Genomic DNA, 23640 nt, shown 5'->3' with positions numbered 1-23640 from the left:
GCCCTCGGCAATGCCGAGAGCCCAACGCCGACCGGGTATTCCCAATCCATTTGTTGCAACGTTAGACCATGGTCGCGTGTTCCGCCATGACGACGCCCCGCCGCCACTCGGCGATCAGCTCAGCCTCGCGAGCGGCCGACAGGCCAGTGCCGCGCTCACGCTCGAGCCCCTGCTCGCGCTCCCAAGCGAGGAGGTCGGCGAGGGTCTGCTCGAGCGGTCGCAGGCGCAGGCCCGCGGCGACCGCCCGCGCGTTGCTGCGGTCCTGGAACGCCGACCAGGTCGGATCGATGATCCAGAGCGCGAGTGACTCGGGACCCGACCACTCGTTGACGCCGTGCGACTCGAGCCAGTCACCCGGAACCGCGACGACCTCGCCCTCGTGACCGCCGACCGACCGGGATGCCTCGAGGAACGCCCCGAAGGTCGAGCGGTCGCCGACCGCGTTGAAGGTTCCGGCGAGGCCGTGCTCGGCGCCGTCGAGGATGAACGCCGCGAGGTCGCGGACGTCGATCACCTGCGCCGCGGCGTCGGCGATGGCGGGCACGAGCATGGGCGCCTGCGGATCGCGCGCGGCGCGCGCGACGTAGGCCCCGGTGCGGCCCGAGTGGTCGCCGGGCCCGCCGATGAGCCCCGACCGCACCATGAGCAGGCGATCGCCGAAGGCGGCGCGGTACGCGGCCTCGCACGCGACCTTCGCCTCGCCGTAGGTCTCGGGGGTCGACCGGTCGGCGTCGAGCGGCTCGCGCAGGTCGGCGTCCTCGTCGGCGCCCGCCACGTCGTGTCTGGCGTACACGTTCCCCGTCGAGACGAACACGGCACGTCCGGCGCGCGACGCGAGGGCCGCCGCGGCCTCGCGCGCGAAGACGGGCTCACGGGTGACGTCGATGACGGCGTCCCAGTCTCGGTCGGCCACGGCATCGTACGCGCCCGGCAAGGATCGGTCGGCCACGACGAGTTCGGTTCCCGGCGCCGGTTCGCCGGCTTCGCCGCGGGCGAGGCAGGTCACGCGGTGTCCGCGTGCGACCGCCTCCGCGGCGAGGGTCCGTCCGAGCCATTGCGTACCACCGAGGATGAGCAGGTCCATGCCGCCATGCAACCAGCGCGCGGGATGCCGCTGCAGCGGTGTTCACTCCCGGCGTAGCCGCTCGGGTCGGGAATGCCGCCGACGAGGTCGCGGTTGACCCTTTCGTAATACCCCTAGGGGGTATAAGCTCAGCCACGGAGGGACCAGATGACGAATCACACGGGCCACGACGCGCACACCGGACACGCGGCGCACCACGACGCGCACGCCGGGCACGATCACGCGGAGCACGAGCACGCGGAGCATGCCGCTCACGACCATGCCGGCCACGACGAGCACGCGGCGCATGCCGACCACGAGCAGCACGTCGGGCATGACCAGCACGCGGGCCACGACTCCGCCGGCCACGCCGGCCACGCCGGCCACGCCGGCCACGGCGACCATGTCGCGCAATACCGCCGCCTGTTCTGGATCATGCTCGTCATCGCGATCCCGACGGTCGCCTTCAGCCCGATGTTCGCGTCGATCCTGGGCTATACGCTGCCCGAGAACGCCGTGATCCCGTGGATCTCGCCCGTGCTCGGCACGGTCATGTTCGTGTGGGGCGGCCGACCGTTCCTCACCGGCGCCTGGTCGGAACTGAAGGCCCGCACGCCCGGCATGATGCTGCTCATCGGCCTCGCCATCACGGTCGCGTACGTCGCCAGCCTCGGCGCGAGCCTCGGCCTGCTCGACCATCACCTCGACTTCTGGTGGGAGCTGGCGCTGCTCATCGTGATCATGCTGCTCGGCCACTGGATCGAGATGAAGTCGGTCATGCAGGCCTCGAGCGCGCTCGACGCGCTGGCCGCCCTGCTGCCCGACGAGGCCGAACGGGTCGGCCACGACGGCGCGATCGAACGGGTCGCCCCCGACGCGCTCGTCGTCGGCGACCTCGTGATCGTGCGCCCCGGAGGCCGAGTGCCCGCCGACGGCGAGGTCGTCGAGGGCACCGCCGACGTCGACGAGTCGATGATCACCGGCGAATCCAGGCCGGTGCGCCGCGGTCCCGGCGACCGCGTGGTCGCGGGCACGGTCGCGACCGACACCGCGATCCGGGTCCGGGTCGACGCGGTCGGCGACGACACCGCGCTCGCGGGCATCCGCCGCCTGGTCGCCCAGGCGCAGGCATCCACGTCGCGCGCCCAGCGCCTCGCCGACCGCGCGGCCGGCTGGCTGTTCTGGTTCGCGCTCGGCGCGGCCGCGCTCACGGCCATCGCGTGGACGCTGCTCGGCGATCCCGACGACGCCGTGGTCCGCACCATCACCGTGCTCGTGATCGCGTGCCCCCACGCGCTCGGCCTCGCGATCCCGCTCGTCGTGCAGATCGCGACCGAGCGCGCCGCGCGCGGCGGCGTGCTGGTGACCGACCGCCTCGCGCTCGAGACGATGCGCACGGTCGGCGCGGCGCTCTTCGACAAGACCGGCACGCTCACCAAGGGCGAGCCGGCGGTGACGGATGCCTCGGCGGCCGCCGGGCACGACCTCGACGAGGTGCTCGCCCTGGCCGCCGCGGCCGAGGCCGACTCGGAGCATCCGCTCGCGAAGGCGATCGTCGCCGAGGCGGCACGTCGCGAACTCGCGGTGCCCGCCGCATCCGGCTTCGAGGCATCCGCCGCGATCGGCGTGCGCGCAGAGGTCGGCGGCCGCACCGTGCAGGTCGGCGGCCCCGCACTGATCGAACGCGAGGGACTCGCCGGGCTCGAGGCATCCGCCCGGTGGGCCGAAGCCGGCTCGACCGTGCTGCACGTCGTCATCGACGGCGACCTCGCGGGTGCGCTCGCGCTCGCCGACGAGATCCGGCCCGAGAGCCGCGAGGCCGTCGACGCGCTGCACGCGCTCGGCATCGAGGTCGTCATGATCACGGGCGACGCCGAGCCGGTCGCGCGCTCGGTCGCCGGCGAGCTCGGCATCGATCGCGTGTACGCGGGTGTGCGACCCGAGGACAAGTCGGCAAAGGTGCGCGAGCTCCAGGGCGAGGGCCGGACCGTGGCGATGGTCGGCGACGGCGTGAACGACGCCCCCGCGCTCGCGCAGGCCGATGTCGGCATCGCGATCGGCGCGGGCACCGACGTCGCCATCGCGTCGGCCGGGGTCGTGCTCGCGTCGAGCGACCCGCGGTCGGTGCTCTCGGTGATCGAGCTCTCGCGCGCGACCTACCGCAAGATGACGCAGAACCTGTGGTGGGCGGCCGGATACAACCTGCTGTCGGTGCCGCTCGCGGCCGGCGTGCTCGCGCCGATCGGGTTCGTGCTGCCGATGTCGATCGGCGCGATCCTGATGAGCCTGTCGACCGTCATCGTGGCGCTCAACGCGCAGCTGCTGCGCCGGCTCGACCTGCGGCCCGAGTCATCCGCCCGCGCGGTACTCGCCCGCACCCGCTGACGAGCCCGCCCTTCGCGGTTGCCCCGCCGAGCCCGCCCGTCGCGGTACCGGCCCAGCCCCCGCTTCGCGATTCAGGAATCTTCGCCCGACACGCCGGGTCGGCCGATGCCGGACCCGGCGTGTCCTCGCGTTCTTCCTGAATCGCGCGGGTAGGGCCGACCACGACAACAGTGCGCACGGACTCAGACGCCCGAGCGCACCTCGATGGGGCTGCCGTCGACGGCGCGGTTGTCGACGCGGAACGTCGCGAACTCCGAGCGGTACCGGGCCTCGGCGTGCTCGACGGCCCGGCCCGAGGCATCCTTCGACAGTCGTCGTTCGCGAAGCAGCGGTGCGCCGGCCGCGATGCCGAGCGCCTCTGCGTCGAGCCGGTTCGCCGCGACGGCGTCGATCGTGTGCCGCGCGCTCACGAGCGGGGATCCGTGCCGGGCGAGCTCGGCCGAGACCGAGCCGGAGTCGGGGTCGAACCCGAAGAGGTAGCGGCCGACGTCGGGCACGAACGACGCCCGCTCGATCATGATCGGGACCTCGTCGAGCATCCGCACGCGCACGAGGTCGACGACCACGGCGCCCTCGTCGAGTTCGAGCAGGCCCGCGATCATCGAGGTCGCGTGGCGCCGCTCGAGCACGAGCGTGCGCGTGCCGGGCGTCTTGCCCTCTTCGCGCGCCCACTCCGTGAACGAGCGGAACGTCGAGAGCGACTGCGCGGGCACGACCTTGCCCACGACGGGCGCGCGGCCTCGCCCGCCGACGACGAAGCCCTCGGCCCGCAGCGCCGACAGCGCACGGCGTACCGGCCCGCGCGACGTGCCGAATTCACGGCACAGCGCGGCCTCGCTCGGCAACGACATGCCCGGCGCCCACTCGCCGCTCTCGATGCGCTGCCGGAGCTCGGTGCGCACGCGCTGCGCGACAGGTGCGGTGACGGTGGGCATGGTTCGACCCTATGAACGCGCCAGCGGGGCCGCGGTGGCGACCCCGGGGCAGGCGGGTGAACTCTCCGTGAACGAGAGGTGGCGCGCGCGGACGGCACGCGCCACCTGGGCCTCAGCCCTCGAGCAGGCCTCGCATGCGTTCGATCTCGTCCGTCTGGGAATCGACGATCGACCGTGCGAGCTCGAGCGCGCCCTGGTGCGTGCCCGACTCGAGCTGCTCCTCGGCCATCGCGACTGCACCCTCGTGATGCGCGATCATCTGCTCGAGGAACCGCGTGGAAGCCGCGGCCGAGTCGGCCGCCTCGAGCGCGGCGAGATCCTCGGCGCTGAGCATGCCGTCCATCTCGTGCCCATGGCCCTCCGGCATCTCGCGCGGCGCGCCCCACTCTTCGAGCCAGCCCTCGAGCTGGGCGATCTCGGGCCCCTGGGCCGCCTCGATCTGCCCGGCGAGGTTCGCGACCTCGGCGTCGAGTCCGGGCTTCGCGAGCACGATCGCGCTCATCTCGAGCGCCTGCTCGTGATGCGGGATCATCATCTGCGCGAACATCACGTCGGCATCGGATGCCTCGACGCTCGCGTCGCTCGCATCAGCGGGCTCGCTCGCACCGCCGTGCGCGCCGTGCCCGTCACCCGAACCGGTCGCGTCGCCCGCGGCGGTCGCGCAGCCGGCCAGGGCGAGGAGCCCCGCGATGCCGAGCACGCCGGCGAGCGGCAGGTGCCGCGCCCGACGGCGCCCGGTCATCCTTCGACCACCCGGTATCCGGCCTCGGCGACCGCCGCCGCGACGGCATCGACGTCGAGGGGCGCTTCGCTCGCGACACGCACGGTCGAGACCCCGCCGGTGACGAGGTCGACCTCGACCGACCGCACGCCTTCGAGCGCGGAGACGTCGGCCGTGACATGCGCGACGCAGTTGCCGCACGTCATGCCCGCGACGGCGAATTCGGCGATGATCGCGTCGGATGCCTCGGCGGGGGACTCCGACGCGGCGGGCGGGATCGCGCAGCACGAGCAGGATGCCTCGCTCGCCTCCTCGGCCATCGGCAGCAGTCGGGCATCGGCGGGTGTGGTGGTCATGGCGCAGTCCCTTCGTTCGCGTCTTCGTCTGTACTATACCCCAGTGGGGTATCCACGTCGAGCCGCGAAGCTCGGGCAGGGAGTGGGCGCCGGCCCACGATCGCCCCCTGACCGACGACCGATCCCGACCGACCTCGGCCCGATCGTTGGTCGACCGCCCGATCGTCGGTCGACCGCCCGGTCAGCCCGCTTCGACGGTGTAACCGGCCGCCTCGGCCGCGGCTGCGACGGCCGCGCCGTCGAGGAGCTCGTCGCTCGCGACCCTGACCGTGGAGACGCCGCCGTCGACGAGCCACACGTCGACGGTCTGGACCCCGTCGAGCGCGACGAACGCGTCGGTCACGTGATCCACGCAGTTCTGGCAGGTCAGCCCGGTCACGTCGTACTCGGCGACGACGCGATCGGGCAGCTGCGCGAGCACACGAGCCCGCGCGCCGCCGGCGGCATGGCCGCCACCGCACGAGCAGGCGCCTCCCCCGCCGCAGCAGCCGCCGGCCTGGCCGCCGGCGGCGCTCGAGCCGCCGCCGAGGCCCGTCAGGCCGAGGTCGAATCTCCCGTCGGGTGCGATCGTCATGGACGGTCCTCCGGATCCGTCGACGCGGCATCCGTGCTGTCGGCGTCACGCGGCGTCGCCGCAGCATCAGCCGACGGGGCCGGCTCGGCCGGCGCCGCGGCAGCATCCGCCGCCGGAGCCTGCTCGTCGGGGGTCGCCGCCGGTTCAGCCGGCGTCGCCGCGTCCTCGGCCGGCGCCGCCGCCGCAGCTCCGGCCGCCGGCACGGCGGCAGCCCCGACCGGCTGCGCCACCGCGACGGGCTCACCCGGCTCGGCCCCGGCCGCCTGCTCGGCCTTCTTCGCCTTGCGCCGCTCGCGGCCGCCCTCGACGAGGTCGTACAGCACCGGCAGCACGACGAGCGTGAGCAGCGTCGACGACAGCAGGCCGCCGATGACGACGAGCGCGAGCGGCTGCGAGATGAAGCCCGAGTGGCCGGTGATGCCCAGCGCCATCGGCAGCAGCGCGAAGATCGTCGCGAGCGCGGTCATCAGGATCGGCCGCAGACGGCGGGATGCGCCGTGCAGCAGCGCCTCGCGCACGGTCATGCCCCGATCGCGGTATTGGTTCACGAGGTCGACGAGCACGATCGCGTTCGTCACCACGATGCCGACCAGCATCAGCACGCCGACCAGCGACGCGACGCCCAGCGGGATGCCGGTCGCGACCTGCAGCGCGATGGCGCCGGTCGCGGCGAACGGCACCGAGACGAGCAGCAGCAGCGGCTGCAGCAGCGAGCGGAACGTGGCGACCATCACGATGTAGACGATGAGGATCGCGGCCAGCAGCGCGAGGCCGAGCTGGCCGAACGACTCCGACTGGTCGGCCGTGACGCCGCCGATCGACGCCGAGGTGCCGGCGGGCAGGTCGACCTCGTCGACGGCGACCTGCACGGCCGCACTCGCCGTGCCCAGGTCGTCGCCCGACGGCGTCGCCGCGACGGTCGAGCTGCGCAGGCCCTGTACGGTCGTGACCGTCGCGGGCCCGTCGACCTCCTCGACCGTTGCGAGCGTGTCGAGGCGCACGAGGCCCGTCGCGGTCGGGATCTCGAGCGCCTGGAGTTCCTCGACCGTGGTCGGCGGGTTGGCGGTCGCGAGGTAGATCGTCAGCGTCTGCTCGTCGATCACGATCGAACCGGCGGTCTGCGGCTGCATCGCGGCCGACACGACGGCGCCGAGCGCGACCTCCGAGTAGCCGGCGGCCGCGGCATCCGTGCGGTTCACCTCGACCGCGACGTAGGGGCGGCCCTCGTCGAGGTTCGAGGAGACCTGGGCGAGCGAGTCGATGCCGTCGAGCTCGTCGACGACGGCGTCGGTCGCCGTCTGCAGATCTTCGGCGTTCGAGGCCGTGATGTCGACCTCGATGTCGCTGGACGCGCCGAACCCGCTCGAGGCGGCGAGCGTGATCTCGCCGGCGTCGTCGATGCCGTCGAGCTCGTCGCGGACCTCCGCCTGCAGCGCGTCCTGGTCGGCGCCCTCGTCGGTGGTGACCGAGTACGTCACCGTCGCGCTCGCGCCGCCGAGGATCGACGCGAGGCCGCCGCCCGAGCCGATCGAGGTCTGCACCGTCTCGATGCCCTCGGTGTCGAGCAGCACCTGCTCGACCGAGGTCGACGCCTCGTCGAGGGCGTCGAGGCTCGTGCCGACCGGCAGCTCCTGCGTGACCTGGAAGGTGTTCTGGCCCGAGGAGCCGAGGAAGTTCGTCTTCATGAACGGCGTGAGCGCGAGCGTGCCGCCGAGGATCAGCACCGCGACGACGAGCGTGACGACGCCGTGCTTCAGCGTCCACTCGATGATCGGCAGGTAGCCGCGCTGGAGGCGCGACGGGTGCTCGAGCTCGTCGGCGCCGGTCGCGGGGGCCTCCTCGTCGACGAACGCCGCGGCGGCCGCCTGCTCGTCGTGCTTGTGCGGCTTCGCGGGCTTGAGGAACCAGTACGCGAGCACCGGCACGATCGTGAGCGCGACCAGCAGCGACGCGAGCAGCGCGATCGTGACCGTCAGCGAGAACGGCCGGAAGAGCTCGCCGGTGACGCCCTCGACGAGCGCGATCGGCAGGAACACCGCGACCGTCGTGATGGTCGACGCCGTGATCGCGCCGGCCACCTCGCGCACCGCGTGCACGATGGTCGAGGCCTTGTCGACGCCGACGACGAGGTGGCGCTTGATGTTCTCGATGACGACGATCGAGTCGTCGACCACGCGGCCGATCGCGATCGTGAGCGCGCCGAGCGTCAGGATGTTGAGCGTGTAGTCGGCGACCTGCAGGCCGATGAACGTGATCAGCACCGAGGTCGGGATCGAGATCGCGGTGACGAGCGTCGCCCGCACCGAGAGCAGGAAGATCAGGATGATGATCACCGCGAACACGAGGCCGAGCAGGCCCTCGGTCGCGAGCGCCTCGATCGACTGCTCGATGTAGGGCGCCTGGTCGAAGACGACGGTGAAGGATGCCCCGGGGTTGGTGGTGTCGAGCGAGGACTCGAGGTCGGGCAGCAGGGCGATGACCGCGTTCGAGACCTCGACCGTGTTCGCGGCGGGCAGCTTGGTGACCGAGATCGTCAGCGCGGGCTCGCCGTCGACGCGCGAGATGCTGGTCACCGGGTTCTCGGTGAGCTCGACGGATGCCACGTCGGCGATGGTCGCCGCTGCCGGAACGGCGGCGGCCTGCGCCGCGGCGCCGGGCAGGGCGGTCGCGCCAGCGGCGGCATCCGCGCCTGCGCCGGCATCCGTACCCGCGCCTGCGCCGGCATCCGCACCCGCGCCTGCGCCGGCATCCGCACCCGCGTCTGCGCCGGCATCCGTACCCGCGTCTGCGCCGGCATCCGCACCCGCCTCGGCGCCCGGCGCCTGCGGCTGGGTCGCGCCGACGAGCGGCAGGGCGGCGAGGTCCTCGACGCTGCCGAGGCGCGCGCCGGTCTGCACGGCGAAGGTGGTGTCGCCCTCGGTGACGGTGCCGGCGGGCACGAGCACGCCGTTCTGCTGCAGCGCGTCGCGGATCGCCTGCTGGCTCAGGCTGAACGACGCGAGCTTCGCGGGGTCGGGCGTGATCGTGACGCGCTGGCCCACGTCGCCGACGAGGGAGGCCTCGCGCACGCCGTCGATGTCCTCGATCTCGCCGAGCGTGGTGCGGCTGATCTCGTCGGAGAGGGTCGTCAGGTCGTCGGCACCGGTGACGGCGATCGAGATCACCGGGAAGTCGTCGAGGCTGAACGCCACGACCTGCGGCTCGACGTCGTCGGGCAACTGGCCCTGGACGCGATTGACCGACGACAGCAGCTTCTGCTCGGCGAACGCGAGGTCGGTGCCGTAGGTGAAGCTCGCGGTCACGCGCGAGAGACCGGTGGAGCTCGTCGTCGACGTCGACTCGAGCCCGGTGATGCCTTGGATGGAGGTTTCGATGGGGGTCGAGACATCCGCGTTGACGATGTCGGGCGATGCCCCCGGGTAGCTGGTGACGATCATCAACTGCGGGAACTCGATCGAGGGAGCCAGTTCCTGCTTGAGGCTCGTGAGCGAGATGCCCCCGAAGATCGCGACCACGATCGTGACGAGCGCGATGAGGGCGCGGTTCTTCATGCTGAGCTTGGCAAGCAGGGACATGGGCTCAAGTCTCTCAGCAGGCGAGTGTCGAAAAGGTCACGGGAAGCTGAAAGGCGAATGGCATTCGGCGCGAATTTACCCCCCGAACGGGGGTCCCCCTGCGCAACGTGTTCGATTATGGTGCAAAGAAGGGCGGGGGTGATCCGATGACCGAGGCGACCGCGCAGCCGCGTCGACCGTTCATCCGGTATGCCCTGCTGGGCACGGCCGTATCGGCCGGATGGCTCGCGATCAGCCTCTTCTCGGGCGCCCAGTCGGCATCGGCCGACGAGCCCGAATCCGGCGGCAGCGGCCTGCTGGGCGCCGTGGGCGGGCTGCTCGGCGGTGTCTCCTCGACCACCGGGGCGGTCGGCGACCTGCTCGGGGGCGTCGTCGACGCCGTGGTCGCGCCCGTGAACCACGTGGTCGAACCGGTCGTCGAGGTGGCGCCCGAACCCGTGGCCGAGGTGGTCGAGGTCGTGCCGGAGGTCGTCGACACGACGACCGGCGCTCTCGATGGAACGGTCGACGCGGTCGACGCCGTCGTGGTCGGCGCGGTCGGCGGCATTGCCGACGCGGTCTCCGGAACCGCCGGCGGCGGCACGGTCGGCGCGATCGCGGACCCCGTCGTCGACGCACTCGACCAGGTCGTCGGCGCCATGCCCATCGTGGGCGGGCTGTTCGGCGGCAGCGCACTCGGAGGTGTCCTGAAGCCGGTGACCGGCGCCGTCGACGACACGCTCGGCTCGGTCGTCGGCACGGTCGGCTCGCTTCCCGACGACGGCGTCCTGCCCGGCATCCCGGGCGTTCCGCTGCTGCCGGGAACCGATGACGGCACGGACCCCGGCGGCGACCCGGGCGTCGGCGAACCGGGCCCGGTGCCGAGCGACGCCGCATCGGGCGATGCGGTGCTCCCGGCCGTGGCTCCCGGCTCCGGCGCGCCGCCGGGGCACGACAGATCCGCCTCATCGGCGGCGCCGCCGGGTTCCAGTGCGTCGTCGAGTGCGCCCGACGCATCCGGCCTCGGCTCCGTCGACGCGCCTGCTGGCCACGCGCCGGGTGGTCCGGCGAACCCCGCTGCTCCGGCGAGCGCGCCGGGCGCCGGCGGCTCGGCGGCGTCCGGCGGTGCGGCCGGCGGCATCGGCGGCTCCGACGCGGCATCCGCCGCCTTCCAGCTCGACGCCCTCGCGTCGCTCGCGCTCAACTCGGTCGACGACGCGCTGCCGTCGTCGCCGGTCTTCGAGGCCGACACCACCCCTGACTGACGGGTGCCGTCCCGGCTGCCCGGACGCGTTCCAGCGCGCCCGATCGCAGGCGGACACGGTCATGCTCCCCGCGCGGGAGCGAGTCAACCCATCTCAGTCAGGAGGACTGATCATGAACGCGAAGCAATTCGCCGTGAGGGCGCTCTACGCGACCCTCGTCACCGGAGGGCTCACGCTCCTCGGTGCCGGCGTCGCCAACGCCTCGGAGACGAGCGGCGACGACGGAATCCTCTCGGGGACCCAAGCCGGGATCTCCATCGACCTGCCCATCACGATCTCGGGCAACGGCATCTCGCTCGTCGGCGACTCGTCGTCGTCGGATGCCTCGACCGAGGTCGCCCCGGCCGCGGAGCCCGCGCCGGTCGCCGTCACGTCGGGTGACGACGGCATCGGTTCCGGCAGCCAGGCGCTCATCGACGTGTCCGTCCCGGTGACGATCGGCGGCAACGCGATCAGCGTCGTCGGCGACAGCTCGTCGGCGGATGCCTCGACCGAGGTCGCCCCGGCACCGGCGCCCGCCCCGGCGCCCGCTGCCGCTTCGGCGCCCGAGACGAGCGGCGACGACTCGCTGCTCGGCGGCACGCAGGGTCTCGTGAACGTGTCGCTGCCGATCACGATCGGCGGCAACGCGATCGGCGTCATCGGCGACTCGACGAGCGACGGCGCGACCAGTGACGTCGCGAGCGGATCGGCCTCGGAGGGCGACAGCAGCGCGTCGACCTCGGGCACCGACTCGATCCTGGGCGGCACGCAGCTGATCCCGGGTATCTCGATCCCCGTCACCGTCGGCGGCAACGCGATCGGCGTCATCGGCGACTCGACGAGCGACGGCGCGACCAGTGACGTCGCGCGCGGATCGGCCTCGGAGGGCGACAGCAGCGCGTCGCCCTCGGGCACCGACTCGATCCTGGGCGGCACGCAGCTGATCCCGGGTATCTCGATCCCCGTCACCGTCGGCGGCAACGCGATCAGCGTCATCGGCGACAGCGAGTCCGCGGATGCCTCGACCGAGGTCGCGCCGGGCACGAGCGGTTCGGGCTCCGGCACGGCCGGCTCGGGCGCCGAGACGTCGGGCACCGACTCCATCCTCGGCGGCACCCAGGTCGTCGGAGCGATCGGCGCTCCCGTCACCGTCGGCGGCAACGCGATCAGCGTCATCGGCGACAGCGAGTCCGCGGATGCCTCGACCGAGGTCGCGCCGGGCACGAGCGGTTCGGGCTCCGGCACGGCCGGCTCGGGCGCCGAGACGTCGGGCACCGACTCCATCCTCGGCGGCACCCAGGTCGTCGGAGCGATCGGCGCTCCCGTCACCGTCGGCGGCAACGCGATCAGCGTCATCGGCGACAGCGAGTCCGCGGATGCCTCGACCGAGGTCGCGCCGGGCACGAGCGGTTCGGGCTCCGGCACGGCCGGCTCGGGCGCCGAGACGTCGGGCACCGACTCCATCCTCGGCGGCACCCAGGTCGTCGGAGCGATCGGCGCTCCCGTCACCGTCGGCGGCAACGCGATCTCGGGCATCGGCGATTCCACGTCGTCGGGCGCGGAGACCGTGGTGACGCCGGGCACCGGCGGCACGGGCGGCACGACCACCGATGGCACCGACTCGATCCTGGGCGGCACGCAGCTGCTCCCGGGCCTGTCGCTGCCGATCACCGTCGGCGGCAACGCGATCTCGGGCATCGGCGACTCCACGTCGTCGGGCGCGGAGACCGTGGTGACGCCGGGCACCGGCGGCACGGGCGGCACGCCCACCGAGGGCACCGACTCGATCCTGGGCGGCACGCAGCTGCTCCCGGGCCTGTCGCTGCCGATCACGGTCGGCGGCAACGCGATCTCGGTGATCGGGGACAGCGAGACCCACGGACCGGTGACGGTCGTCGACCCGGGCGACCCCGGCGACCCGGGCGACCCCGGCGACCCGGGTGACCCCGGTGACCCGGGCGACCCCGGCGACCCCGGCGACCCCGGTGACCCCGGCACTCCGGGCGACCCCGGTGACCCGGGCACTCCCGGCGACGGCGGATCGATGACCATCACCGCCTCCGGCTCGGTGACGACGCTGGCCGCCGGCACCTCGGGTTCGCTCGCGTCGACCGGCACCGACACCGCGGCCCTCGGGATCGCCGGACTGGCGCTCCTCGCGGGCCTGTTGCTCGTCGGGTTCCGCCGGTTCGCACTGCGCCGGCTGACCGCGGCGGTCGAGTAGGCGCACCAGCGCCGCTGACCGCGGCGGTCGAGTAGGCGCGCCAGCGCCGTATCGAGACCAGGCGACCGGCCGCGACGTCGCGACCGCCGCCTGCGCAAGGGAAACAAGGGGAAACAGGGGGAATGCGGCGGCCCGGGCATCCGGCTCGGGGCCGCCGCATCACCGAGCCATCCCTGGCATCCGCCGCCCGGAACCCGCCTCAGCCGGCCTGCGCTACACGACCTCGCTGAGCAGCCCCACCTCGGCGACGGGCATGCCTGGCAGCGACTCCCACGCGAGCCGCAGCGCTCGCACGGCGGCCTCGGTCTCGGCCGCCGAGTGGCAGATGGGCAGCCGGAGGAACCGCTCGAACGCGCCGTCGATGCCGAACCGCGGTCCGGCGGCCACGACGAGACCCTGCGTGCGCGCCGCGAGGGCGAGCTGCGAGCTCACGGGGGCGCCGAGCCCGACCCACGTGACGATGCCGCCGTCGACGTGCGGCACATGCCAGTCCGGGAAGGCCTCGGCGAGCAGGGTCTCGAGGAGGTCGCGACCCGCGCGCAGTTGCTCGCGGCGCAGCGCGAGGATGTCATCCATGCGCGCGAGCAGTCGCGCGACGATCAGCTGCTCGAGGATCGGGGTGCCGAGGTCGCCCGGCGCCCGCACCGCGAGGAGTCGCCGCAGCAGCGGACGATCGGCGCGGATCCAGCCGATCCGCACGCCGCCCCACACCGACTTGCCGGTCGAGCCGACGAGCACGGCGGGGCCGTAGGCCGCCAGCGGCAGCGGCGAGAAGGCGCGGTCGATGTCGAGTTCGGCGATGGTCTCGTCGGCGATCACGACCGTGCCCTGCCGTGCGGCCGCGTCGAGCACGCGCTCGCGGGTGTCCTCGCTCATCGAGCGCCCGGTCGGGTTCTGGAAGTCGGGCATGAGGTAGGCCGAGACCGGGTTCGCGTGACGGAAGGCCTGGGCGAACGCCGCGCCCTCGTCGGATGCCCCGAACTCGCCCGCGTCGTGCGGCGACACGGCCACCGGCACGAGCCGGGCGCCGGCGACGCGCAGCGCCTCGTAGGCGTGCGGGTAGGTCGGCGCCTCGATCACGGCACGGTCGCCCCGGCCGATGAGGGCCCGCGAGAGCAGGGCGATGGCGTGCTGCGCGCCGATGGTCACCATGATCTGGTCGGGCGAGGTCGGCAGGCCGCGCGCGGAGTACCGGTCGGCGATCGCCTGCCGCAGCACCGGCAGGCCGACGGGGTCGAAGCCCGGATCACCCAGGTGCGCGGGGAGGTCGTCGACGGCCTCGCGGGCGATGTCGGCGAGCCACGGCAACGCGGGCGGCGCGGCTTTCGAGAAGTCGATGGAGTCGGCGCCCGTGGGCGCGGGCAGCAGCGCGGGCGCGCCCGGCAGCCGCACGACCGAGCCCGAGCCGCGCACGCTCGTCAGCAGCGACTGCTCGCGCAGGCGCCGGTAGGCGGCGGTGACCGTGGTGCGGCTGAGGGCGAGGCGGTCGGCGAGATCGCGTTCGGCCGGCAGCCTGGTGCCGACCGGGACGCGCCCGTCGATGACCAGGAGGCGCACCCGTTCGGCGAGCGCACGGTACGCGGGCTCGCCGAGGCCCTCGCCCCGGGCGTGGCCCCGCCAGTCGCCGAGCAGGTTCTCGAGCGCGCGGGCGCTGAGCGTGACATCCGACATGTGAGCCACCTTAGACAGATTGGCCTCTTGCCGGAAGGCCAATTCTGGAATTGGATGGTCGTCATGCCTCGCCGCCTGCCCTCGTTCGACGATCCCGCGCCCATCCTGGCGCGCCGCCTCGTGCAACTGTTCGTGGGGCTGTTCCTCTACGGCATCGCGATCTCGATGATCGTCCGCGGCGCCCTCGGAGTCTCGCCGTGGGACGTGCTGACCCAAGGCCTCTCCATGCACACCGGTCTCAGCTTCGGCGTGATCACCGTCCTCACGAGCGGCGTGGTGCTGCTGCTGTGGATTCCGCTCCGACAGCGCCCGGGGTTCGGCACGATCATGAACGCCCTGCTCGTCGGGCCTGCGGCCGACGTCGGGCTCGCGCTGATCCCCGAGGGCCTCGACCTGTGGGCGCGCATCCTGCTGCTGCCCGGCGGCATCGTGCTGCTGGCCGTCGCGACCGGGCTCTACCTGGGCGCGAGCTTCGGCCCCGGCCCGCGCGACGGGCTGATGACCGGCCTGCACCGCGTCACCGGGTGGCGGATCTGGATCGTTCGCACCGGCATCGAGGTCATCGTGCTCGCGATGGGCTGGCTCCTCGGCGGCGACGTCGGGCTCGGAACCGTGCTGTTCGCCGTCGCGATCGGGCCGCTCTGCGGGTGGACGATCCCGCTCTTCGCGATCCGGCGCGCGGGCCAGCGGCAGGCCGACGCCGTGGCCGCGGCGGAGGCCGGCCAGCCGGCGACCGCCGCACCGGCGCGGACGGCGGACTGACGGGCCACGCACCACCGCGACCCCCGAGGCGGGACACCTCGGGGGTCGTGGTTCTCCGGCACTCCGGCACTCGGGCACTCCGGCACTCCGGCACCGGTCCACCGGATCGGTGCACCGGCCTACAGGTTCGCCTCCGCGTAGACGCGCAGCGCGTCGCGCACGAACTCGGCACCGTCGGTGCCGCCGTAGTTGGCCGCGAAGCGCGGGTCGGCGACGTACATCTCGCCGAGGCCGAGCACGTAGCCCTTCACGTCGCCGCCGGGAGCCGCGGTCGGCGTACCGGGGATGCCGGTCAGCCACTCGACGTGACGCTTCGCGAGTGCCTGCGCCTCAGCCGAGGCCGGGTCGACGCCGCGGGTCGCGGCATCCGTCCAGTCGGCGCCGAGCGCCGCGGTGCGCGCCTGCCAGGCGCGCTTCTCATCGTCGCTCATGCCGCGCCACCAGCGGTCGCTGCGTTCGTACGCGTCGGCGCCCCAGCGCTCGACGACCTCCTCGCGGTACTGCGTGTGATCGAATCCATCGAACATGTCTTGAGCCATGATCTGTTCACCTCCTTCCAGGGCGTGCATGGTCTTCTCGACCGACGCGACCTGTCGCGCCAGTCGTTCCTGTTCCTGCCGGAGCCACGCGAGGTGGCCGGCGAGGGCATGCACCTCGGATGCCTCGCCTGCGAGCACCTCGGCGATCGCCGGGAGCCCGAGGCCGAGCTCGCGCAGCAGCAGGATCCGCTGGAGGCGCACGAGCGAGGCCTGGTCGTAGTGGCGGTAGCCGTTCGCGGCCACCCGGCTGGGCGGCAGCAGGCCGAGGTCGTCGTAGTGGCGGAGCGTGCGGCTGGTGGTGCCCGCCAGCTTCGCCACCTCCTGGATCGACCAGTCCATCTGTGCGGCTCCCTTCCGAGTCATCCGTCGCGGGTACGGATACCACGCTAGAACTTGACGCAACGTCAAGGTCAAGCGGAACTTCGCGATCCCGGTTGCACCGGTCGCAAACGCGATATATCGTGTTGTTACGCAAGACGCGATATATCGCGAATCGGATGCCACGACGTCCGGCCGACAGCAAGGAGCACCCAATGTCCCTCGAGAAGTGGATCATCGCACCCGGCGAGAGCCGGGTGATCGACCTCGAGCTCGTCCGACACCTGAAGGTCACCCTCATCGGCGGCAAGGTCGACGTGATCGCCCACGACGAACCCGGCGCTCGCATCGAGATATCGGGCGTCACCGGCAAGGAACTCGCGGTCTCGATCGACGGCGACCGCCTCGAGATCGACCACCCCCAGCTGCGCTGGGACAACTTCGTCGACGCCTTCAAGGGATTCGCCGGCAGCGCCAAGGCCGAGGTCTCCATCCTCGCGCCGCGCCAGGTCGCCCTGCGGCTCGGCGTCGTCTCGGGCGATGCGCTCGTCTCGGGCTTCGACGGCGACGCCAAGTTCAGCACCGTCTCGGGCGACGTCGTCGTCGACAACCACTCGGGCGACATCGAGCTCACGGGCGTGTCGGGCGAGCTCTCGGCGGGCAACCACGAGGGGCGTGTCACGGCCCACACCGTGACCGGCGACGTGGTCGCCTCGGGCGAGATCGTCGCGTTCGTCGCCGACACGGTCTCGGGCGACCTGATCGTCGACGCTCACGGCACCCCCTCGCGCATCGACACGAACTCCATCTCGGGAGATCTCACGGTGCGCTTCGACGAGGGCGCCGGCGCGCGGTACCGCGTCAACACCGTGGGAGGCAGCATCCTGATCGACGACTCGCGCTTCAAGGGCGTGCTCGGCAAGGGCTTCGAGCACGTCACCGGCGAGCTGGCCGGGCACTGGCTCGAACTCGGCGCCAACAGCGTGTCGGGCAACATCTCGGTCATGCGCCGGGCTCGCGTGCACGCGAACGGCGGCGAGTCGGCGACCACCGGCACGACGGATGCCACGGAGGCCACGGGCGCCCCCGAGTCCGGCGACGGCGAAGCGCGGGCCGACGGATGACCCCGCCCGTCTTCGCCCACGGCAGCCTCAGGCTCTACCTCCTGGCCCTGCTCGACGAGCACGCCCGGCACGGGTACGAGCTGATCCAGGCCCTGTCCGAGCGATTCGGCGGCACGTACTCCCCGAGCGCCGGCACGATCTACCCGCGGCTCTCCAAGCTCGAGGAGGAGGGGCTCGTCACGAAGACCGCCGACGGCCGCAAGACCGTGTACTCGATCACCGACGCCGGTCGCGCCGAGCTCGAGGGCCGCAGGCACGAACTCGATGCCATCGAGGACGAGGTGACCGACTCCGTCCGCCGCCTCGCCGACGGCGTGCGCGCCGAGGTCGACGAGGCCATGCGCACGCTGCGGGCCGAGCTCGCGAGCGCGGCCCGGGAGGCGAAGCGCTCGGCGAAGCGCTCGACGCGCACGACGATGGGTTCGCCAGGCGGTACGGATGCCGGCGGCGGTGCCGATTCGGGCGGCGCGGACGCGGCAGGCGCGGGCGGCGCAGCCGGCTCGGCTTCGGCCGGAGCATCCGGCGGCACGACCAACCTGCAGACCGAGACGAACCGCGCCGTGCACGAGGCCGACCTCGTGCTGGCCGAGTTCCGCCAGCAGGTGCGCACAGACCTGCGCACGCAGGCGCACCGCGCACGCGTGTCGCCCGAGTCGGTGGCGATGCTGCGCACGCGGCTGGCCGAGGTGCGCGCGGCCCTCCTCGCCGACCTGCAGCGCTGAGCGCCGGCACGGATGTCGGCGGTCGGTGCTTGGCTGGTCGCATGAGCATCGACGCGCCGAGCCCCGTGCAGTTGCGCCAGTGGGCCGACGACGACCTCGAGACCCTGCGCCGCAGCAACACGGCCGAGATGACCGAGTTCCTCGGCGGGCCCGAATCCGACGAAGCGCTCGCGGCCCGGCACGCACGCTACCTCCGCCTCTGGGAGGAGGGCACGGCCCGCATGTTCCGGGTCGTCACGCCCGACCATCCCGAGGGCGTCGGCACGATCGGCACCTGGGCCGACGGGCACCACGACGGCGCGCTCGAGACCGGCTGGTCGATCGAGACCGCGCACCAGGGTCGGGGCCTCGCGACGGCCGCACTGCGGGCCGTGCTCGACGACGCGCGCGCGACGCACGGAGCGGTCGCGGTCTACGCGTACCCGCGCGTGAACAACGCCGCATCCAACGCGATCTGCCGCAAGGTCGGCTTCACGCTCGAGGGCGAGGAGGAGTTCGAGTACCCCAAGGGCAACTGGGAGACCTCGAACGTCTGGGTCCACCGCCCGGCGGGCTGAGCGCGGCGGGCTCGCGGGGCAGCCGGCGCGTACGCTCGACAGCGTGGGGGCGTACCTCGCCGTCTTCGCAGGCGGACTCCTCGGCACCGGGTTGCGACTCGGTGCCGACCTGCTGCTGCCGCACGACGACACCGGGTTCCCGTTCTCGACGCTGCTCGTGAACCTGGTCGGCGCATTCGTGTTGGGGATCCTGGCCGGCGGGCTCTGGACCCGTCCGACGACGCCGTCCTGGCTGAAGGCCGGCATCGGTGCGGGCGTGCTCGGCTCCTTCACCACGCTCTCGGCCGTCATGGCGTCACTCGTGCTGATCGGAACGGACCGGCAGTGGTGGCTCGCGGCCGGGTACACGGCCGCCTCCGTCATCGGCGGCCTGGTGCTCGCGGCTGCCGGCCTGCGGCTCGGCATCGGCCGGGAGCGACGCCGACGCGCGGCCGCCGCCGCGCCGCGAACCACCCGATCGGATGCCGCGCCGTGACCGCGTCCCTCGCGCCATGGGTCGCCGCCGCAGTGCTCGTCGCCGGTGCACTGGGCGCGGTCGCGCGCTTCGCCCTGTCGCGGGCGCTGCCGGTGCGCCCGGGCCGGCTGCCGTGGGGCATCCTCATCGCGAACGTGGGAGGGTCCGCGGTGGCGGGCCTGGTGATCGGCCTGGCCGAGCGCGCCGCGCTCGGCGACGACGTGCGGCTCATCCTCGTCACCGGGTTCTGCGGCGGCCTCACGACCTTCAGCACCTGGAGCGTCGAGTCGATCGAGCTGGCTGCGACGGGTCGCTGGCGCGCAGCGGCGCTCAACGTCGGGGCCACGTTCGCGTTCGGCCTCGTCGCGTGCGCGGTCGCCTACCTCCTCGCGCGCTGAGGCCCGGCACCGACGGGCCGCACAGCGGCTCAGCCGCTCAACGGATCAGCCGCTCAACGGCTCAGGCGCCCGTCGAGGTCGGGCCAGGGCACGTGCACGTCCGCGGTCGGCACGAGCGCCTTGGCGAGCAGGGCGTCGCGCAGCACGATGCCCGCGGGCGAGAGCTCGGCGATCGCCAGCGCCTGCGCGGCACCGTCGAGGTGCCAGTGCTCGGCGAGTTCGCCGATGCCGCGCTCGACGAGCAGGTCCTCGGCGTCGATGTACGGCTGCGGCTCGCCGACGACATGACCGAGGCGGTTGCGGGGCAGCACCTCGCCGAAGTCGGGGGTCAGCGGTTCGACGTAGCCGACGGTCTCGCCGTCGTCGCGCTTCACGGGCACCCAGGTCGAGGCATCCGTCATGCGCGGTCGTCCGTCGTGCCGGACCCGCCCGACGCACCCGGGCCAGACGGGCCGCCCGCCGCACCCGGCCCGCCCGGCGTGCGCCGCGTCGCCTTGACGATCAGCGCGATCACGAGGCCGACCACGGCGAGCGCGGCGACCACGAACCCGGCGACGGCCCAGCCGTTCGGGGCGTCCGCAGCGGCATCGTCGCCGGCGTCGGCCGAATCCTCGCCGGAGCCGGCACCCTGGGCGCCGGCCTCTTCCTCGCCGGCGCCGTCGTGCGGCGGCTGCGACTCCCAGACGCCCGTGGCATCCGAGCCGACGCCGAAGTCGATGGTGCCCTCGATCGGGTGCCCGTCGCTCGAGACCACGCGCCAGCGCACCTGGTAGTCGCCGGAGAGGTCGGTCGGCAGCGCGGCCGAGACCTCGGGCCCGAGCACGGTCGTCTCGCCGGACTCGACCGCCTCGCCGTGGTGGTCGACGACCTCGATGACGCTGCCGACGGCGATGACGTCGCCGGAGAAGGTGAGCAGCACCTCGTCGGGGGCGGTCTCGAGCACCTGCCCCGGCTCGGGCGTCGAGCCGAGCAGCTCGTCGTGCGCGAGGGCGGGGGCTGCGGCGCCCGCGAACCCGAGGAGCACGCCGGCCGCGAGCGCGGTGCCCACGAGTCGGGCGAGACGGTGGCCGCGCGCGGCGGCGGAGGGGGTGCTGGTCATGGCGCTCAGGGTAGCAACCCGACCTTGACAGGTAACCGAATGGTTGCCTATTCTGGGCGCATGGACGATGCGGTGTTCCGGGCGATCGCCGATCCCACCCGGCGCATCCTGATCGACGAACTCGCGGCACGCGACGACCAGTCGCTGTTCGAGCTGTGCGTGCGGCTCATGCAGGGCCACGGCATCGCCGTCTCGCGACAGGCCGTCGCGAAGCACCTCGCGGTGCTCGAGCAGGCGGGGCTCGTCCAGACCCGCCGCATCGGCCGCACCCGCGTGCACCACCTCGACCTCGACCCGCTGCGGTCGGCGTGGCAGGGGTGGGGCCGACCACTGACCGAATCGGAGTGACCACCATGCGCATCAACGTGACCAGCGTCTTCGTCGACGACCAGGCGAAGGCCCTCGAGTTCTACACCGACGTCCTCGGCTTCGTGACGAAGACCGACCTGCCCGCGGGCGAGCACCGCTGGCTCACCGTCGTCTCCCCCGACGCGCCCGACGGCGTCGAGCTGCTGCTCGAGCCGAGCGACCACCCGGCCGTCGGCCCGTTCCGCGAGGCGCTCCGGGCCGACGGGTTGCCCGCCACCTCGTTCGCCGTCGACGACGCGCAGGCCGAATACGAGCGGCTCGTCGCCGCGGGCGTCGAGTTCACCCAGCCGCCGATGACGATGGGCCCCGTGACCAGCGCCGTCTTCGACGACACCTGCGGCAACCTCATCCAGATCGCCAGCATGCACGTCGGTTGATCCGCCGACTTGACACCGGTCACGGCGGGAGTAGTGTCATCCGCCGTGACGAATGAGGCGGATGCACCGCCCGCTGAGCTGAAATCGCCGAAGCACTGGATCATCGGCGATCCTCTGCCGACCGAGAAGCTCGAGGGGCAGCTCCTGCCCAAGAAGCTCGCGCTCCCCATCTTCGCGAGCGACCCGCTCTCCTCGGTGGCGTACGCCCCGCAGGAGCTCGTGATGATCCTGCTCGTCGGCGGCCTCGCGTTCCTGAGCTTCGCGCCCTGGGTCGCGGTGGCGGTCGTCGTGCTGCTCGTGACGGTCGTCGCGAGCTACCGGCAGCTGATCCGCGCGTACCCGTCGGGCGGCGGCGACTACGAGGTCGCGCACCGCAACCTCGGCGAGAAGGCCGGCCTCGTCGTGGCATCCGCATTGCTCGTCGACTACGTGATGACCGTCGTCGTGTCGGTGGCCTCGGGCGTCGACAACATCATCTCGGCGATCCCCGAGCTCGCGCCCTGGCGGGTCGAGCTCGCCGTCGCCTTCGTCGTGATCCTCGCCGCGATCAACCTGCGCGGCGTCAGCGAGTCATCGAAGGCGTTCGCCGTGCCCACCTACCTCTTCATCGGCAGCGTGTTCGTGATGATCGTCGTCGGGCTCACGCGCACGGCGTTCGGCGACGCACCCGTCGCCGAGTCGGCCGGGTACGAGGTGCACGCGGAGTCGCTCACGCAGGCGGCGGTCGTGCTGCTGCTGCTGCTGCTGCTGCTGCGCAGCTTCGCGAGCGGATGCTCCGCCCTGACGGGCGTCGAGGCCATCTCGAACGGCGTGCCCGCGTTCCGCGTGCCGAAGATCCGCAATGCGCAGCTCACGCTCGTCGCGATGGGCGGCATCGCGATCACGCTGTTCGCGGGGCTCACGGCGATGGCCCTCATCTCCGACGTGCACTACGCCGAGGTGCCCTGCGACCTGATCGGCTGGGCGGGATGCGAGACCGAACCGCAGCGCAGCCTCATGGCCCAGGTCGCCGCGGCCACGTTCGGCGACGACACCGTGTTCTTCTACCTGATCCAGGCGACCACCGCCCTGGTGCTGCTGCTCGCGGCGAACACGGCGTTCAACGGCTTCCCGCTGCTCGGCTCGGTGCTCGCGCGCGACGGGTACGCGCCGAAGTCGCTGTCGACGCGCGGCGACCGCCTGATCTACTCGAACGGCGTGCTGATCCTCGCGCTGGCGGCATCGGTCATCCTGGTGGTCTTCCAGGCGAACCTGACCGTGCTCATCCAGCTCTACATCATCGGCGTGTTCGTGTCGTTCACGCTCGGCCAGACCGGCATGGTGCGGCACTGGCTGCGCGAGCTCGCCCGGATGCGGCATCCCGCCGGTTCGCGGAAGCCGGCGCCTCGCCGGCCTCCCGCCGACGCCTCGCCCGACGACCGGCCGCTCACGCGCGGCGCGATGCAGCGCGCGCTCGTCATCAACGCCATCGGCGCCGCCATGACCGCGGTCGTGCTCAGCGTCGTCACGGTCACGAAGTTCACCCACGGCGCCTGGATCGTCTTCGTGCTGATGCCGATCCTGTTCCTGCTCATGCTCGGCGTGAACCGCTACTACCGCGACGTCGAGAAGGAGATCGAGGTCGACCCGGTGACGACGTTCGGCGCGCAGGGCGACCACGCGATCGTGCTCGTCGGCCGCATGCAGAAGCCGACGCTGAAGGCCCTCGACTACGCCATCGCGGCCCGCCACGACTCGCTCGAGGCCGTCCACGTGTCGATCGACGAGGCGCAGACGAAGCAGCTGAAGAAGGACTGGGTCAAGCAGAACATCCACGTGAAGCTGCGGATCCTGTCGTCGCCGTACCGCGATCTCAGCCACCCGCTGATCGCCTACCTCAAGCAGCACCGCGCCGAGCACGGCTCGGAGGTCGTGACGGTCTACATGCCGCAGTACATCGTCGGGCACTGGTGGGAGAACATCCTGCACAACCACAAGGCGCGGCGCATCCGGCAGAAGCTGATGCTCGTGCACGGCGTGACCGTCGCGCTCGTGCCGTGGCTGCTCGACTCCTCCGACCTGATCTACGGCCGGCGATCGCGGCCGCTGCCGGGCCAGGACCGACGCGGCGAGCCCGTGCGGCCCGTGCGGCCGGTGCCCCGCCGCGAGGTGCGCGAGCCGGGCGGGGCCCGCAAGCCGTAGCGGTCAGGCC

Annotated in this window: 22 protein-coding genes; 12 read left to right on the top strand and 10 right to left on the bottom strand. The window is 72.7% G+C overall.

Annotated elements, in window-relative coordinates:
- Nucleotides 1-61: 61 nt before the first annotated feature.
- A complete protein-coding gene (locus tag GE115_RS05615; RefSeq protein ID WP_153683767.1) occupies nt 62-1084 on the bottom strand; it encodes an NAD-dependent epimerase/dehydratase family protein in 1023 nt (340 codons plus the stop codon).
- A gap of 147 nt (nt 1085-1231) precedes the next feature.
- On the opposite strand from GE115_RS05615, the gene GE115_RS05610 reads away from it, so the two are divergent.
- A complete protein-coding gene (locus tag GE115_RS05610) occupies nt 1232-3448 on the top strand; it encodes a copper-translocating P-type ATPase (protein WP_153683766.1) in 2217 nt (738 codons plus the stop codon).
- Between the two features lie 182 nt (nt 3449-3630).
- Here the strand turns inward: GE115_RS05610 and GE115_RS05605 are convergent, their stop codons facing one another.
- The 5 genes from GE115_RS05605 to GE115_RS05585 form a co-directional block, all read right to left on the bottom strand.
- Nucleotides 3631-4383, bottom strand: a complete 753-nt coding sequence (locus GE115_RS05605; RefSeq protein WP_153683765.1) for a GntR family transcriptional regulator — start codon at nt 4381-4383, stop codon at nt 3631-3633.
- Between the two features lie 112 nt (nt 4384-4495).
- Nucleotides 4496-5125, bottom strand: a complete 630-nt coding sequence (locus GE115_RS05600; RefSeq protein ID WP_153683764.1) for a DUF305 domain-containing protein — start codon at nt 5123-5125, stop codon at nt 4496-4498.
- Nucleotides 5122-5460 (bottom strand): heavy-metal-associated domain-containing protein, encoded by a 339-nt coding sequence (locus GE115_RS05595; RefSeq protein WP_153683763.1) that lies wholly within the window; start codon nt 5458-5460, stop codon nt 5122-5124. Before GE115_RS05595 ends, GE115_RS05600 begins: the two co-directional genes overlap by 4 nt.
- Before the next feature lie 181 nt (nt 5461-5641).
- Nucleotides 5642-6034, bottom strand: coding sequence for a heavy-metal-associated domain-containing protein (locus GE115_RS18500; protein ID WP_216648761.1), 393 nt, complete (start codon nt 6032-6034; stop codon nt 5642-5644).
- On the bottom strand, nt 6031-9609 hold the full coding sequence (locus GE115_RS05585; RefSeq protein ID WP_153683762.1) for an efflux RND transporter permease subunit: 3579 nt from the start codon (nt 9607-9609) through the stop codon (nt 6031-6033). The genes GE115_RS18500 and GE115_RS05585 overlap by 4 nt, the downstream gene beginning before the upstream one ends.
- A 146-nt stretch (nt 9610-9755) precedes the next feature.
- Here GE115_RS05585 and GE115_RS05580 point away from each other — a divergent pair, with 146 nt between their 5' ends.
- Both GE115_RS05580 and GE115_RS05575 read left to right on the top strand, forming a co-directional pair.
- Nucleotides 9756-10853: a hypothetical protein gene (locus tag GE115_RS05580; RefSeq protein WP_153683761.1), complete on the top strand. Its 1098-nt coding sequence runs from the start codon at nt 9756-9758 to the stop codon at nt 10851-10853.
- A gap of 112 nt (nt 10854-10965) precedes the next feature.
- The gene (locus tag GE115_RS05575; RefSeq protein ID WP_153683760.1) at nt 10966-13059 is read left to right on the top strand and encodes a beta strand repeat-containing protein; all 2094 of its coding nucleotides are present in this window, start codon (nt 10966-10968) and stop codon (nt 13057-13059) included.
- A 213-nt stretch (nt 13060-13272) separates the two neighbouring features.
- On the opposite strand, the gene yczR is transcribed toward GE115_RS05575, so the two are convergent.
- Nucleotides 13273-14730 carry a MocR-like transcription factor YczR gene (yczR, locus tag GE115_RS05570; RefSeq protein WP_153683759.1) on the bottom strand — a complete coding sequence of 486 codons (1458 nt, stop codon included), beginning with the start codon at nt 14728-14730 and terminating at the stop codon, nt 13273-13275.
- 63 nt (nt 14731-14793) lie between these two features.
- Here yczR and yczE point away from each other — a divergent pair, with 63 nt between their 5' ends.
- Nucleotides 14794-15492, top strand: a complete 699-nt coding sequence (gene yczE, locus GE115_RS05565; RefSeq protein WP_172979716.1) for a membrane protein YczE — start codon at nt 14794-14796, stop codon at nt 15490-15492.
- Between the two features lie 119 nt (nt 15493-15611).
- Here yczE and GE115_RS05560 read toward each other — a convergent pair whose 3' ends face one another.
- Nucleotides 15612-16370: a MerR family transcriptional regulator gene (locus GE115_RS05560; RefSeq protein ID WP_153683941.1), complete on the bottom strand. Its 759-nt coding sequence runs from the start codon at nt 16368-16370 to the stop codon at nt 15612-15614.
- Between the two features lie 194 nt (nt 16371-16564).
- Between GE115_RS05560 and GE115_RS05555 the strand changes: the two genes are divergently transcribed.
- Genes GE115_RS05555 through crcB form a run of 5 tightly spaced genes read left to right on the top strand, consistent with a single transcriptional unit; the run spans nt 16565 to nt 19604 of the window.
- Nucleotides 16565-17473, top strand: coding sequence for a DUF4097 family beta strand repeat-containing protein (locus tag GE115_RS05555; RefSeq protein ID WP_246190549.1), 909 nt, complete (start codon nt 16565-16567; stop codon nt 17471-17473).
- Nucleotides 17470-18195, top strand: a complete 726-nt coding sequence (locus GE115_RS05550; protein WP_153683757.1) for a PadR family transcriptional regulator — start codon at nt 17470-17472, stop codon at nt 18193-18195. The genes GE115_RS05555 and GE115_RS05550 overlap by 4 nt, the downstream gene beginning before the upstream one ends.
- Before the next feature lie 41 nt (nt 18196-18236).
- Nucleotides 18237-18752 carry a GNAT family N-acetyltransferase gene (locus GE115_RS05545; protein WP_153683756.1) on the top strand — a complete coding sequence of 172 codons (516 nt, stop codon included), beginning with the start codon at nt 18237-18239 and terminating at the stop codon, nt 18750-18752.
- Between the two features lie 43 nt (nt 18753-18795).
- On the top strand, nt 18796-19227 hold the full coding sequence (locus tag GE115_RS05540) for a fluoride efflux transporter FluC (protein WP_153683755.1): 432 nt from the start codon (nt 18796-18798) through the stop codon (nt 19225-19227).
- Nucleotides 19224-19604 (top strand): fluoride efflux transporter CrcB, encoded by a 381-nt coding sequence (gene crcB, locus GE115_RS05535; protein ID WP_216648760.1) that lies wholly within the window; start codon nt 19224-19226, stop codon nt 19602-19604. Before GE115_RS05540 ends, crcB begins: the two co-directional genes overlap by 4 nt.
- Nucleotides 19605-19657: 53 nt before the next feature.
- On the opposite strand, the gene GE115_RS05530 is transcribed toward crcB, so the two are convergent.
- On the bottom strand, nt 19658-20005 hold the full coding sequence (locus tag GE115_RS05530) for a hypothetical protein (RefSeq protein WP_153683754.1): 348 nt from the start codon (nt 20003-20005) through the stop codon (nt 19658-19660).
- Complete coding sequence (locus tag GE115_RS05525) at nt 20002-20703, bottom strand: copper resistance CopC family protein (protein WP_153683753.1); 702 nt, start codon at nt 20701-20703, stop codon at nt 20002-20004. Before GE115_RS05525 ends, GE115_RS05530 begins: the two co-directional genes overlap by 4 nt.
- Nucleotides 20704-20763: 60 nt before the next feature.
- Between GE115_RS05525 and GE115_RS05520 the strand changes: the two genes are divergently transcribed.
- From GE115_RS05520 to GE115_RS05510, 3 genes are read left to right on the top strand one after another with little or no spacing between them, the layout of a single operon-like run.
- Nucleotides 20764-21051 carry an ArsR/SmtB family transcription factor gene (locus tag GE115_RS05520; RefSeq protein ID WP_153683752.1) on the top strand — a complete coding sequence of 96 codons (288 nt, stop codon included), beginning with the start codon at nt 20764-20766 and terminating at the stop codon, nt 21049-21051.
- 5 nt (nt 21052-21056) lie between these two features.
- Entirely contained in the window at nt 21057-21449 is a 393-nt protein-coding gene (locus GE115_RS05515; RefSeq protein WP_153683939.1) for a VOC family protein, read from the top strand.
- A gap of 45 nt (nt 21450-21494) precedes the next feature.
- A complete protein-coding gene (locus GE115_RS05510; RefSeq protein WP_376765697.1) occupies nt 21495-23630 on the top strand; it encodes an APC family permease in 2136 nt (711 codons plus the stop codon).
- Nucleotides 23631-23640 lie beyond the last annotated feature (10 nt).

It is taken from the genome of Agromyces agglutinans (genome assembly GCF_009647605.1).
Taxonomy (GTDB): Bacteria; Actinomycetota; Actinomycetes; order Actinomycetales; family Microbacteriaceae; genus Agromyces; species Agromyces agglutinans.
The sequence above is the reverse complement of the archived record's forward strand: the minus strand, read 5'-3'. Positions and strand labels throughout refer to the sequence as shown.